12 protein-coding genes are annotated in these 12,097 nt (G+C 70.6%); 4 read left to right on the top strand and 8 right to left on the bottom strand.

Annotation, left to right across the window (positions count from 1 at the left end; all coding sequences use genetic code 11):
• The first annotated feature begins 50 nt into the window (after nt 1–50).
• Complete coding sequence (locus KMS84_RS10130; protein WP_256915776.1) at nt 51–2,219, top strand: glycoside hydrolase family 127 protein; 2,169 nt, start codon at nt 51–53, stop codon at nt 2,217–2,219.
• A gap of 68 nt (nt 2,220–2,287) precedes the next feature.
• On the opposite strand, the gene KMS84_RS10135 is transcribed toward KMS84_RS10130, so the two are convergent.
• Complete coding sequence (locus KMS84_RS10135) at nt 2,288–2,812, bottom strand: PadR family transcriptional regulator (protein ID WP_256915777.1); 525 nt, start codon at nt 2,810–2,812, stop codon at nt 2,288–2,290.
• Nucleotides 2,813–2,938: 126 nt separating this feature from the next.
• Between KMS84_RS10135 and KMS84_RS10140 the strand changes: the two genes are divergently transcribed.
• Nucleotides 2,939–4,327: an MATE family efflux transporter gene (locus KMS84_RS10140; RefSeq protein WP_256915778.1), complete on the top strand. Its 1,389-nt coding sequence runs from the start codon at nt 2,939–2,941 to the stop codon at nt 4,325–4,327.
• A 23-nt stretch (nt 4,328–4,350) separates the two neighbouring features.
• Here the strand turns inward: KMS84_RS10140 and KMS84_RS10145 are convergent, their stop codons facing one another.
• Entirely contained in the window at nt 4,351–5,625 is a 1,275-nt protein-coding gene (locus KMS84_RS10145; protein ID WP_256915779.1) for an ArgE/DapE family deacylase, read from the bottom strand.
• A gap of 169 nt (nt 5,626–5,794) precedes the next feature.
• On the opposite strand from KMS84_RS10145, the gene KMS84_RS10150 reads away from it, so the two are divergent.
• Nucleotides 5,795–6,232, top strand: coding sequence for an Lrp/AsnC family transcriptional regulator (locus KMS84_RS10150; RefSeq protein WP_256915780.1), 438 nt, complete (start codon nt 5,795–5,797; stop codon nt 6,230–6,232).
• 489 nt (nt 6,233–6,721) lie between these two features.
• Here KMS84_RS10150 and KMS84_RS10155 read toward each other — a convergent pair whose 3' ends face one another.
• The 3 genes from KMS84_RS10155 to KMS84_RS10165 form a co-directional block, all read right to left on the bottom strand.
• Nucleotides 6,722–7,012 carry a hypothetical protein gene (locus KMS84_RS10155; RefSeq protein ID WP_256915781.1) on the bottom strand — a complete coding sequence of 97 codons (291 nt, stop codon included), beginning with the start codon at nt 7,010–7,012 and terminating at the stop codon, nt 6,722–6,724.
• 310 nt (nt 7,013–7,322) lie between these two features.
• Nucleotides 7,323–7,787 (bottom strand): hypothetical protein, encoded by a 465-nt coding sequence (locus KMS84_RS10160; protein WP_256915782.1) that lies wholly within the window; start codon nt 7,785–7,787, stop codon nt 7,323–7,325.
• Between the two features lie 193 nt (nt 7,788–7,980).
• Nucleotides 7,981–8,811 (bottom strand): maleylpyruvate isomerase family mycothiol-dependent enzyme, encoded by an 831-nt coding sequence (locus tag KMS84_RS10165; RefSeq protein WP_256915783.1) that lies wholly within the window; start codon nt 8,809–8,811, stop codon nt 7,981–7,983.
• Between the two features lie 191 nt (nt 8,812–9,002).
• On the opposite strand from KMS84_RS10165, the gene KMS84_RS10170 reads away from it, so the two are divergent.
• Nucleotides 9,003–9,320, top strand: a complete 318-nt coding sequence (locus KMS84_RS10170) for a UBP-type zinc finger domain-containing protein (RefSeq protein WP_256915784.1) — start codon at nt 9,003–9,005, stop codon at nt 9,318–9,320.
• A gap of 76 nt (nt 9,321–9,396) precedes the next feature.
• On the opposite strand, the gene KMS84_RS10175 is transcribed toward KMS84_RS10170, so the two are convergent.
• The 3 genes from KMS84_RS10175 to KMS84_RS10185 form a co-directional block, all read right to left on the bottom strand.
• The gene (locus tag KMS84_RS10175; protein WP_256915855.1) at nt 9,397–10,113 is read right to left on the bottom strand and encodes a DUF4142 domain-containing protein; all 717 of its coding nucleotides are present in this window, start codon (nt 10,111–10,113) and stop codon (nt 9,397–9,399) included.
• Between the two features lie 306 nt (nt 10,114–10,419).
• Nucleotides 10,420–11,409, bottom strand: a complete 990-nt coding sequence (locus KMS84_RS10180) for a DMT family transporter (RefSeq protein WP_438818919.1) — start codon at nt 11,407–11,409, stop codon at nt 10,420–10,422.
• Nucleotides 11,406–12,002, bottom strand: coding sequence for a TetR/AcrR family transcriptional regulator (locus KMS84_RS10185; RefSeq protein WP_256915785.1), 597 nt, complete (start codon nt 12,000–12,002; stop codon nt 11,406–11,408). Before KMS84_RS10185 ends, KMS84_RS10180 begins: the two co-directional genes overlap by 4 nt.
• Between the last annotated feature and the right edge of the window lie 95 nt (nt 12,003–12,097).

The following is a 12,097-nucleotide window of genomic DNA, read 5'->3' on the forward strand; positions in this document are numbered from 1 at the left end:
CCCCAGCGCCCCGCACCGCCCGGCACCGCCCCCACGAACGGAGTCCGAGCATGTTCCAACCTCCCACCCGTCGAGGCCTGTTGAGGCTGGCCGCCGGGACCGCGGCCGCCGCGCCGCTCCTGCACGCGACCTCGGCTGCGGCCCGGCCCGCGAACGCGTCCACCCACCGGTCCGCGGCCGCGGAACCCGCCGTCGCGTCCGCGGGCTCCGCGGCCGTCCCCTCGACCTGGGCGGTGCAGCCCTTCCCCCTCGGCCAGGTCAGCCTCGGCGACGGCGTCTTCCGCCGCAAGCGCGACCTCATGCTCGACTTCGCCAGGGTCTATCCCGCCGACCGCATCCTGGCGGTCTTCCGGGCCAACGCCGGACTCGACACCCGAGGCGCCCGGCCGCCGGGCGGCTGGGAGACCGCCGACGGCAACCTGCGCGGCCACTTCGGCGGCCACTTCCTCACCCTCGTCTCGCAGGCGTACGCCGACACGCGGGAGGCCGCGCTCAAAGCCAAACTCGACGATCTCGTCGCCTCGCTCGGCGAGTGCCAGCGGGCGACGGCCGACCACGGATCGCCGAAGCCGAGCCATCCCGGCTACCTCGCGGCGTACCCGGAGACGCAGTTCATCCTGCTGGAGAGCTACGCGACCTACCCCACCATCTGGGCGCCCTACTACACCTGCCACAAGATCCTGCGAGGGCTCCTCGACGCACACACGCTGGGCGGCAACGCGCAGGCGCTCGTCATCGCGTCGGCGATGGGCGACTGGGTGCACAGCCGCCTCGGCCGGCTGCCGAAGGCGCAGCTGGATCGCATGTGGTCGATCTACATCGCCGGCGAGTACGGCGGCATGAACGAGGTCCTGGCCGACCTGTACACGCTCACCGGACGCGAGGAGCATCTGGCGGCGGCCCGGTGCTTCGACAACACCCCGCTCCTGGACGCCTGCGCCGCCGACCGCGACCTGCTGGAGGGCCGGCACGCCAACCAGCACATCCCCCAGTTCACCGGTTACGCGCGGCTGTCCGACCACACCGGCGAGGAGGAGTACGCGGCCGCGGCCCGCAACTTCTGGGCCATGGTCGTGGGTCCCCGGACCTACGCTTCGGGAGGCACGGGCAAAGGCGAGTTGTTCAAGGCCCGAGGCGCCGTCGCGGCCACTCTGGGCCAGGACAACGCCGAGACCTGCGCCACCCACAACATGCTCAAGCTGAGCCGGCAGTTGTTCTTCCGCACGCCGGATCCCGCCTACATGGACTACTACGAGCGGGCCCTGACCAACCACATCCTGGCCTCGCGCCGGGACGCCCCCAGCCAGGACAGCCCGGAGGTCACCTACTTCGTCGGCATGGGCCCCGGCGCGGTGCGCGAGTACGACAACATCGGCACCTGCTGCGGCGGCACCGGCATGGAGAACCACACCAAGTACCAGGACTCCGTCTTCTTCCGCTCCGCCGCGGGCGACGCGCTGTACGTCAATCTCGCCCTCGCGTCGACTCTGCGCTGGCCGGAGCGGGGGCTCGTCATCGAGCAGAGCAGTCCCTATCCGGCCGAGGGAGTGCGCACCCTGACCTTCCGCGAGGGCGGCGGCAGCTTCGACCTGCGTCTGCTGGTCCCCTCCTGGGCGACGGCGGGCTTCACCGTCGGCGTCAACGGGGTCGTGCAAACGGTCCGGGCGACGCCCGGCAGCCACCTCACCCTGAGCCGGACGTGGCAGCGCGGCGACCGGGTCACCGTCTCCGCTCCCTACCGGCTGCGCGTCGAGCGCACCCCCGACGACCCGAGCGTGCAGTCGCTCTTCTACGGGCCCGTCCTGCTGGTCGCCCGCAGCGAGGCGAGCACACTGCGGGAGTTCTCGTTCTACAAGGATTTCAGGCTCCGCGGCGACCTGGCCGACTGCGTCCGGCCGGAGGGCAGACCGCTGCACTTCACCACGCACGGCCTGACCCTGGCCCCGTTCCACCTGGCGGACGACGCCCGCTATCACGCCTACTTCCGCCGGGCGGAGCCGTCCGTGGTGTTCGGCGGGACGGACTCAGGCGTCGCCAACCGCGCCCGCGGCGACGGCCTGACCTTCCTCGACGTCCTCTGGCAGCAGGCGCCGTTCACGACGTCGGCCCGGTTCACCGCCGCGGTGCGCGCGCTCGCCGGCGCCTGGGTCGCCCAGGGCCTGTTCACCACGTCGGAACGGGACCGTGTCGTGGCGGCAGCGTCCCGCCTGCGGCAGTGACGGCGGGAGAGGAGAGGGGAGGTGACGGGAGAGGAGAGGGGAGGTAAGGGGAGAGGCCGGGCGGGGAGTCAGTCCTCCAGGCTGCCGATGGCCTCGGCCAGCCACTTCTTCTCCTCGGCGCCGGTGGCGCGAGCGATGCGCAGCATGCCCTGCTGGAAGATGCTGGGCGCTTCCTCGGCTCGCACGGGCTCGCCCTCGCGGTAGAAGAAGCTCGCCGGGACGTCGAGGAAGGCCTGCCGCCGGCGCAGCACCGCCGCCTGCTCCGCGCGGTCCGGGAGGTGGTGCAGGAAGGCGAGCAGCGTGAAGAAGCGCTGCCCGTCGGTGATTTCGGCCTCCTTGGGGTGCCGCAGCCGCGCCAGCAGTTCGGTCCGGCCCGCTTCGGTGAGGGACAGGACGCGGCGGGGCGCGGCGCCGCTTCCCGGCTCGGTGTGCTGCTCGATCAGACCCGCTTTCACCAGCCTGGAGACAGCCGGATAGAGCGCTCCGTCGCTCACCGGGCGGATGTGGCCGCTGAGGCCCTGGATGCGGGCTTTCACCTCGTATCCGTGCAGAGGCTCCGCGAAGAGGAAACCCAGAATCGACAACTCCAGCATGCCCCCGGCTCCTTCCTGTGACCGTCGGCCCGGTGCCTCTCCGCGGTCTTGCCCGTCCCGTGCCGTCATGCTATCTCTTTTCGCTGTACCTCGATTCGAGGTACAGCGAAAAGAGGGGGATCGTCCATGGAGGCAGCGGAGCACCGACGCAGGCTGGTGTCGCTCGCGTATCCGGTGTACTGCGAACTGCTCGCGGGGGTCACGGCCGGGATCGTCAACATGGTCTGGGTGGCCCGGCTCGGCGGCAGCGCTGTCGCTGCGGTGGCTGTCGCCACGAACGTCGAGAACCTGCTGCTCGGCGTCATCCTCGTCGCCGGCTCGGGCACGACCGTGCTCGTCGCGCGAGCCAGAGGAGCGGGGGACCGGGCGGCGATGCGTTCCGCGGTGCGCGGCGGATGGGCCCTGTGGGCACTCGTCACGCCGGTGGTCGCCCTCGGCGGATACCTGTGCCGTGAACCGCTCGGCCACCTCGTGCTCGGCGGCGGCAGCAGCGACTCGCTGCCCCTCGTCACCGGCTATTTCGCGATCGCATTGCCAGGAATCGCGGTGTTCTTCGCCACCAACGTCGTGGACGGCATCCTCAAGGGCGCGGGCGACACCCGCACCCCGATGAAGCTGGCGCTCCTCGCGAACGGTCTGATTCTCGGGCTGGATCCCCTGCTCATCCTCGGATGCGACCTCGACGTGCGTGGGGCGGCGATCGCCACCGTGCTGGGCCGGACGGGCGCGCTCGTCTGCGGCCTCGCGGCGCTGCACCGCAACGACGTACTGCGGCGGGCAGCCCAGGCGGCCCTGGACCGCACCGGTTCGCTCGGCGCCGATGTGCGCAGGACCGCCGCGACCGGGCTTCCCATGTCGGCCGACTTCGTCGCCCGCATGGCGGGGGCGCTCGCGCTCGTCGCCGTCGTCGCCCGGATCGGCGTCAGCGAGGTCGCCGCGTACGGCATCGCGACGAAGGCCATGTACGTCGCGACCATGGCTTTCTACGCGGTGCGCCAGGCTGCGGCCATCCGCACCGCCCATCTGCTCGGCGCCGGGCGCGACGAGCGACGGGTCATCGGACGGCAGGTGGTGCTCCTCGCCGGATCGCTGGCGTTCACGGCTGCGCTGGTACTCCTCGCGGCCGGGCCATGGATCATGCGGGCGTTCGGCAGCGAGGGAGCGGTGGCCGAGGCGGGGGCGCTCTATCTGCGGTGCCTGGGGCCGTACTTGGTGCTTCTCGCTTGCTTCATCGCGCTCGGCGGGGTGTTCGAGGGCAGTGGTGGCAGCCCTGCCCTCGCGCGGATCACGGTGTGCGGTGTGACCCTCCAACTCGCGCTCGCCTACGGCCTGTCGGATGCGGGGCTGCCCGGGATCTGTCTCGCGATGGCGCTGGCCATGGCACTTCAGTGCGCGGCCATCGCCGGAATGTACCGGCGCACCGGGCATCCGAGGGTGACGGACCGCGGCAGCAGGCGTCTGAAGATCGCCGTCGCGAAACCCGGCAGTGGGTCCCCGGACAACCGAGTTGCCTGACGCCGGAGCCGCGGGGGCGGCTGCTACCTGGTGCCGACCGTGCGCAGTGTGGCGAGCACCAGTGGCCGGGTGACGGTGACGACTTCGCTGACGCGGACCTGTTCCTGGGGACCGTGTGCGAGGCGTACGTCGCCGGGGCCGTACTGGAGGGTGGGGATGCCCGCCCCGGCGTACAGCCGCAGGTCACTGCCGTACGGGGCGCCTCGCTCGACAGGCCGGGGGCCGTTGGTGACGTCGGCGTGCGCCTCGCCGACCCGGGCCGCCAACGGATGCCCCGCGGGCAGGCGTCCGCTGGCGAACCGGCCGCCGGGCCACGTCACCGTGGCGGGGTGGGAGCGCAGCCAGGGGTCGGCCGCGCAGGCCTCGGCCACGCACGCTTCCAGATCGGCACGCGCCCGGGCCGGATCCTCGCCCAGCCGGACGCCCAGTCTTCCTTCGGCCACCAGCAGGTCGGGCACGCTGCTGGCCCAGTCGCCGGAGTGGACCGTGCCCACGGACAGCGGGTAGGGGATGGGGTATTCGGACATGAGCGGGTCGGCGTCCGCGTTGCGGCGGGCTTCCAGACGGGCGAGCGCACGGTGGACGGGCAGGTAGGCGTCGATGGCGCTCACTCCCGCGTATCGGGTGCTGCCGTGGGTGGCCCGGCCGGGCACTTCGATGCGAAAGGTGAGGGCGCCGGCGTTCGCCGTCATGAGCGCGCCGCCGGTCGGTTCGGTGATGACGCAGGCGTCACCGGTGTGGCCGCGTCGCAGAGTGCCGAACGCGCCGAGTCCGCCGTCCTCCTCGCCCACCACGCAGTGCGCGGACACCTGGCCGCGCAGTCTTGCGCCCGCCTCCCGTATCGCCGCCAGGGCGGCGCATATCGCCACCAGGCCCGCCTTCATGTCGCACGCTCCTCGTGCGTGCACCACGTCCCCGACGACCCGGGGGCGGAAGGGGTCGCCCTCCCAACGCGCCAGGTCACCGGGAGGGACGACGTCGACGTGCCCCTGGAGGACCAGGGTCGGCCCGTCGTCCTGGGGCGGCGTGGCGCCCACCAGTCCCCATGCCTCCGTGCGCGGGGCCTCGCTGCCGGGGAAACCGGGATGGGCGCGCAGTTCGGGCAGATCCATGGACCACAGGTCGACATCGAGGTCCATCCGCTCCAGGCGCCGGGCCAGGACGTGCTGGAGCTCGGACTCCGCGGCGCTCCCCGTCACGCTCGGGACGGCGAGAAGTTCCAGCAGCAACCGGGCGATGGCCGCCTCGTCCACCGCGGCCAGTGCCGAGGCCTCGACATCGCTCAGGCTCGCTGTCATCTCCACACCGCTCCCGTCACATGACATCAGGTCAAGCCGGAGACTATGGTCGGCGGGCAACGCAAACAATCGCCATTTGCTGCTGCCTGCTGTCGTTTTCTTGCAATGTCGGCGGGCCCATGGCTTTTTCTTGCGTCACCCCACGGGCTCCGACGTCTGGAGTGAGGTCATGGACGCCATCGACGAAGCGATCATCCGCTGCGTGCTGCACGACGCACGTGCGACGTACACCCAGATCGGCAAGGCGGCCGGGCTGTCCGCGCCGGCCGCCAAGCGGCGTCTGGACCGCCTGGTGGCCACCGGCGCGATCCGCGGATTCACCGCCCTCGTCGACCCTCAGGCGCTGGCCTGGCATACCGAGGCTTTCGTCGAGGTCTACTGCACCGGCAATCCCACACCGGCCGAACTGTGCCAGGCCCTGACGGGCATCCCCGAGGTCGTCGAAGCGTGCACCGTCTCCGGCGCCGCCGACGCGGTCGTCCACATGCTCGCCAGAGACATCCACCACCTGGAACAGGCCATCCAGCGCGTGCGCGCCACCGCTCCCGTCGAGCGGACCGAGAGCGCCATCGTGCTGTCACGGCTGCTGAACCGGCCTCGCGTGTGAACGGCGCGGAGGGCCTGCCCGGCTGCCTCGAAGAGCGCACGGGGTTCGCTCGTCATCAGCAGGACGTCGGCGGCGTCATGGACATACGAGCGGGAGCACTCTGAGGCTCGCATCGGCGCGAGGCGCGCGCGGCAGGTGTGGCATCTGCGGCAGCGTGCGAACAGTCGTGAGGGGCTGAATTGACGACAGCCCGCCCCGATGGGGACCAGAAACGAAGAGCGGTCTGCATGCAGTCGATCAGGAAGTTTCCGAGTCGCACCGCTATGGGAGTCACTCCTCGGGCCGTCGACACGACTCCGGACCATCAGGAGAGGGGAAAGCACGCTGTACCGGGGGCGCAGCTACTTCTCCTGCTACACCGCCGGTGAGCTGTACTCGAACAACGGGCGTACGAGCGGGTGGTGGCTTCTCACCGACGACGACACCGGTCGGGCAGGACCAGAAGACGCAGCACTTCCGGTCCTGCCTTCCGAACGTGGGTCCGTCCGGTCACCCGACCGAGTCCGGAAGCTCGGGATCCCGGGTGTCGACGACCTGTTCTCCGAGTTGCATCATGTATGCGAACTCCTTGGTACGACCCTTGACGCGTACAAGGTATTGATTGTCCGAGAATTTGAACACTTCGCGGCTCGTCACCTTTCTGGCCTCCCCGTCGTATGAGTTCAGTAGTTCTCGAAACCTGAAGCGTGCTTCTTCTTCGGTGCCCTCAAAGCTTGCCGCGATGCGCAAGGTGGGGGGATAGGCGATATCGAACAAAGCGGCCGTTATTATCCACTTCATCGTGAAGGTATTCCTCTTCGGGCTCTGATGGATGGCGTACGGATGCGGTACGCACCATGGACGACATGCTGCGACACCCCACGAACAGCTGCAGAATCCTCGACGGCACGGTGGTGCCGATCGACGGCATCGTCGCCGACCAGCCGTACCGCTCAGGGAAGAAGAAGTACCACGGGACGACGTGCGGGTCCCGGCCGATCCCACCGCGCACGACAGTGCGTGCCCGTGACCCTGCTGCCCCAACACATGAGGCGCCTGAGCCCGCGTCATCGAACGGATGGCCATACCGAGAGCTGTGTCCGGCGCCGACTCACTCTCGCCGAGACGCCGCACTCGACGCTTGCTCCTGCCAGTGCAGAACGAGGAAGAGCGCCAGGAGGAGGTCGTCGGACAGCGACACAACCTCGCCCGACAGTCTGACCCGATGGGGGCGGGACCCGAGCCGGTCGTAGAAGATCTCCAGAGCGCCGATCGCACGTACTCGGCTGCCGAGGTGGTCGTATCCCAGCTCGTAGGGGCCGATGCGCAGCAGGCGCGAGGCGAGCTTGCTGTGCTCACAGCTCCACCGGCCGACGGTGAGAGGCAGGCCGGCCCATCTGCTGTACGTGATCTGGACGTCGCCCACCCTGCGCAGACGCGTCCCCAGCCGGTCGTACTCGAGTGCCCACGTGCCAAGGGTGCAAGGCCGGTTGCCCAACTGGTCGTAGGCGATCGTGGCGTCACCGATCTTCCGTAACCGGTTCCCGAGCATGTCGTACGTCAGCTCGATGTCCATGCGTCACCTCACCTCCAGCAAGGCCGCCGTTCCCGGGCGGGCAGCCCGAACAGCAGGCGAAGCAGTATCACTGGGACAAGCGGACCTGTCACAGTCATGGCATCTCACCGCGCAGCCGGCGAACACCGCCATGGCTCCGCGGACGATCTCGGCACCGGATCCATCAAGGCACGTCGGGTCGAGGCTCGCCAGGTCAGGGTGCGTCGAACAGGGTGGGGAAGCGGGGGGCGAGCCAGGGTTTGCGGCCCCAGGCGAGGACGCCTCCGCGTGCCATGGCCTGCAACGGGCCCAGGCGTCCCAGCGCGAGGAGGAGGAAGGCGACCGGCTGGGTGAGGATGGTGCAGTCCGATCGCTCCGGCGGTTCGGGCAGCACCTCGACCGTGCCGTTGCCGAACGTGACACCGAAGGGTGCGCCGCCCCGGACGCGCAGGGTGTATCGAGCCGTCAGCGTGGAGGCGGAGGCCGCGGCGACGCGCGGCATCGCCGTCTTCAGGAACGGCAGGCACAGGGCGACCCGCATCTCGTCGATCATGTGCGGCCGGCGCAGGGCGCGGGCGAGGTCGTAACCGTGGCCCAGCATGTGGGTCAGCAGGTACGAGGCGAGGATGCCGTGGTCCATGGGACCGAGCGGGGTCAGGAGCGTCCGGCCCGCGGTTCCGTCCGCCACGGCTCGGTCCACCGCGTCCAGGAACGCGTCGGCCTGCTCCACGATCATCGCGGCCAGCGGCTCCGCCGTGCGCTCGGAGAACTCGACGAGACTCCGTGCGTTGGCCGCCGCGAGACTCTGCGGCGTGCCGTCTCCGTAGGAACGTTCCTGGCCGGACGCGACATCGGCCATCAGGGCGTTGGCCAGTGCCAGGTGGGCGGCCGTCTCGCCGACGGTCCACTCCAGCCCCGGTACAGGAGCGGTCATGTCCGTCGCGCCGTCCAGGAGCGCGGCGATGGCACGGGAGGTCTCCCGTATCGACCGGCCGAGCCCTTCCGGCAGGGAGTCCCCGGTCCGCGCCTGTGTTTCCCGGCCCACGCCGCTCGTGTCTCCCCGTGTCTGCGTGATCGCGAACTTGTAGCACGGTACGAAACCAGACCCGCCTGTCCGCGGCAAGGGGCGGGGACGCCCGCATGTCCGCCCTGCGAGCGCTCGCATCCGACAGCCCGGTAGGGACCGAAGTATCGGCAGGGCAGCCGTGAGCGCAAGCCGACGAAGGAGGAGACCTCATGGTCAAGTGGACCCTGCGCCCCGATGGCGGCCGGCCGGACGGGCGTGCATGCGCGCACATCGAGACCCCCGAACCGGAGCACGCGCCGCTGAGCGACGTATGCAGGCAGTGCGTGGCTCTCGGTCACGACTGGGTCGCCCTGCGAGCGTGCCTCACCTGCGGACACGTGGGCTGTTGCGACAGCTCACGTCACGGTCATGCCACGGCGCACTTCGAGGCCAGCGGACATCCGCTGATGCGCTCCGTCGAGGACGGCGACGAGTGGGCCTGGTGCTTCGTGGACGAGGTGTACCTTCAGCCGCTCGATGACGGCTGAGCACTCACCGGCACGCACCCGCCCCGGCCTGGGGCGTTCGGGTGCGGCCGCAGCAGCTCGGGTCCCCGGCGCCGGTCTAGCCGCCGACGGCGGGGCCGTTCATGGCCGGTCCCAGGTCGGCGGGGGTGGAGGTGGCGTTCGGCGGCGGGGGCAGGACGACCAGCGGCTGGCCGGCGGGCGGGACCGGCGGGGTCATGTCGGTCTTGGGCAGCTTCGGCGGCGTGGTCTGGGTGAACAGCGTGGTGTCGAAGTCGACGAGGCCGGTCTTCTCCATGACCGTGATGTGGTCCAGGACGGTGTCGTTGGCCTGGTCGGCCAGAGCGCGCACCAGGGTGTTCTTCGTCGTCGAGCGCACCTTCGCCACCGTGTTGAAGATCGAGCCGTGCGTCATGCGCAGGATGTTGGCGAAGTCGACGTCGAACTGCTTGCCCTGGGCGGCCTGAAGGGTGGCCACGAAGCCCTGCTGCTGGGGACTGGCGATGTTGGGCAGGACGACGTTCAGCATCGGCGCGATCTTCCGGCACGTCTCGTCCAGCGCGGCGTGCCCGTCGATCAGGTGCTGACTGGCTGTCAGGACCCCTTTGCTCTGGCCCTTTTGCAGCCCGATCTGCCCGACGGGGTGTTCCCACAGTCCGGCCGCGCGCACCGCCACGACGAAGGCCCGGTCGCTCTCGGTGAACGGTCCCCACTGGGTGTTGGCGATGAGGCGGTCGCCCGAGGCGGAGACGGTGTTCAGGCCCAGCATCGACGGGTAGGCGAGGGCACTCACCGTCAGGGTCAATGCGCCGCCCACCACGAGAGTGCCCAGCATGTTGCGTGAAAGCTGCACTGTTCCTCCTGCGCGTTCAGGGAGTCTGTCGGGTCACTCGAGGTCCGGCCGGAGCGGACGAAGACAGATACGCGCTTGATGCCAATCGGGCTCAATTGGTTCCCGCATAAGCTCAAGAGAGAGCAAATTCTTCCCGCTGTGGTCTCCGCCGCACGGTTGGCATGGCTGGTGCTGGTGCCTCGGCGACTTCGGGTCGTGCCCTCCACGCGTCACCGCGGCAGTACCGGAGGCAGCGACGAGCACCGCCGGTCGGCGCGTCATGGACGGCTGTCACTGCTCCTGGGCTGCGCTTGCGGTGTGCGCGGGACGGTCGTGGTGGTGTGCGACGTTCCGTGGCCCCTCGCGTGAAGGGCGGGTCGGGGCGGGGGTGGTGAGGACGGCGAGGCAGGCGATGACGAGGGTGATGCCTGCCCAGCCTGTGGCGGGGAGCCGTTCGCCGACGACCAGGACGGCGAGGACGGCGGCGACGGCGGGTTCGAGCAGGGACAGGGCGGTGGCGGTGCTGGCCGCCACGTGGGCGAGTCCCCAGCCGAAGAGGACATAGCCCGCGAGCATCGGGACGAGCGCCATGTACGCGCCCACGGCGGCGTTCGTCCAGGAGGCGATGAGCGGCCCGCCCGTGAGAGCGAGAACGGGCAGCAGGAGGAGCCCGCCGATGCCGAAGACGGCGCCCATCGCCGCACGAGAGGGGATGCGGCGGCTGATGAGCCGGTGCGCGGCCCAGGAGTACAGGGCGTAGGCGGCCGCGGCGAGGAGTCCCAGGCCGATGCCGAGCAGTGTGCCGGTCGTGGAGGCGGCGTCGGTGGCGTGGGCGGCTTCGGCGACGCAGAGCAGGACCGTGCCGAGGAGACCCAGAGTGGCCGCGAGCATCCAGCGGCGGGTGAGCCGACGGCCGTCTACGACGCGTTCGACGAGGGCGGAGGCGAGTGGGGCGGTGCCGATGGAGACGACGGTGCCGACGGCGACTCCGGCCAGGTGCATGGAGCTGTAGAACGCCAGGGGGTAGACCGCCACCGAGACGGCGCCGAGCAGGACCGTGCCGCGTTGCCCGCGCAGGACGGCGGTGCGGCGGGCGATCTGCGGGGCGGCGATCAGAGCTTGGAGGAGCCCGCCCAGGCCCATGGCGCCGGCGCCGATGGCCAGGGGGCCCACGTCCGGGGCCAAGGTGGCGGCCGTGCCGGTCGTACCCCACAGCAGGGAGGCGGCCAGCACGCACAGGGCGCCGACCCCCGCGGACCGGCCGTGGTCGAGGCTGGTCACCGTCGGTCCAGCAGCGCCGCGGCCATCGAGCGGGCGTGCTGGAGGCGCTCGCCGTCGCCCTCCAGGCCGGCGCGGGCCATGGCGCCCTCCAGCAGGAAGGACAGGTGCTCGGCTGCCGCACGGGCCTCGCCGGGCCGGCCGGGCAGCAGCTGCTCGAGGTGGCCGGCGATCAGCTGCTCGACCTCTTCCTTGTGGGCGCGGACGACCGCCCGGCCCTCGTCACCGGCCGGGAGCTCGGCGGCGGCGTTCAACAGGCCGCACCCGCGAAAGCCGTGCTCGTAGGCGAACGCCGCATGGTCCGCGTAGGCGTCGAAGACCGCCAACACCCCTTCGCGGGGGCCGTCGGTCCGCGCCAGCCTCGCCCGGTACAGACCGAGCCACTCCTCGTGCCGGGCGTCCAGGTAGGCCCGGACCAGGTCGGCTTTGGAGGAGAAGTTGTTGTACAGGCTCATCTTCGCCACGCCGGCCTCGGCCGTGATCGTGTCGATTCCCGTGGCGGCCACCCCATCGGCGTAGAAGAGCCTGGCCGCCGCCTCCAGCAGCCGTTGCCGGGCCGGCCGACGACGCGCCGCGCTCACGCTGGTCCCGCTCATCACACTCCACAGTAGGTAGGTAGGTCTACCTATCATATGCATGCCGGAACTCGGCCACCGCGCCGAGGGCGGCGGGCAGGCGAGGCCGACAGCGA

Origin of the sequence: Streptomyces hilarionis, assembly GCF_024539675.1 — a bacterium.
Classification (GTDB): Bacteria; Actinomycetota; Actinomycetes; order Streptomycetales; family Streptomycetaceae; genus Streptomyces; species Streptomyces hilarionis.

What these genes read in the sequence shown, in the direction of transcription:
- KMS84_RS10185 (WP_256915785.1), bottom strand. Translation starts at nt 12,002, where the DNA reads ATGAGCGGGACCAGCGTGAGCGCGGCGCGTCGTCGGCCGGCCCGGCAA.
- KMS84_RS10135 (WP_256915777.1), bottom strand. Translation starts at nt 2,812, where the DNA reads ATGCTGGAGTTGTCGATTCTGGGTTTCCTCTTCGCGGAGCCTCTGCAC.
- KMS84_RS10140 (WP_256915778.1), top strand. Translation starts at nt 2,939, where the DNA reads ATGGAGGCAGCGGAGCACCGACGCAGGCTGGTGTCGCTCGCGTATCCG.
- KMS84_RS10170 (WP_256915784.1), top strand. Translation starts at nt 9,003, where the DNA reads ATGGTCAAGTGGACCCTGCGCCCCGATGGCGGCCGGCCGGACGGGCGT.
- KMS84_RS10145 (WP_256915779.1), bottom strand. Translation starts at nt 5,625, where the DNA reads ATGACAGCGAGCCTGAGCGATGTCGAGGCCTCGGCACTGGCCGCGGTG.
- KMS84_RS10150 (WP_256915780.1), top strand. Translation starts at nt 5,795, where the DNA reads ATGGACGCCATCGACGAAGCGATCATCCGCTGCGTGCTGCACGACGCA.
- KMS84_RS10160 (WP_256915782.1), bottom strand. Translation starts at nt 7,787, where the DNA reads ATGGACATCGAGCTGACGTACGACATGCTCGGGAACCGGTTACGGAAG.
- KMS84_RS10130 (WP_256915776.1), top strand. Translation starts at nt 51, where the DNA reads ATGTTCCAACCTCCCACCCGTCGAGGCCTGTTGAGGCTGGCCGCCGGG.
- KMS84_RS10155 (WP_256915781.1), bottom strand. Translation starts at nt 7,012, where the DNA reads ATGAAGTGGATAATAACGGCCGCTTTGTTCGATATCGCCTATCCCCCC.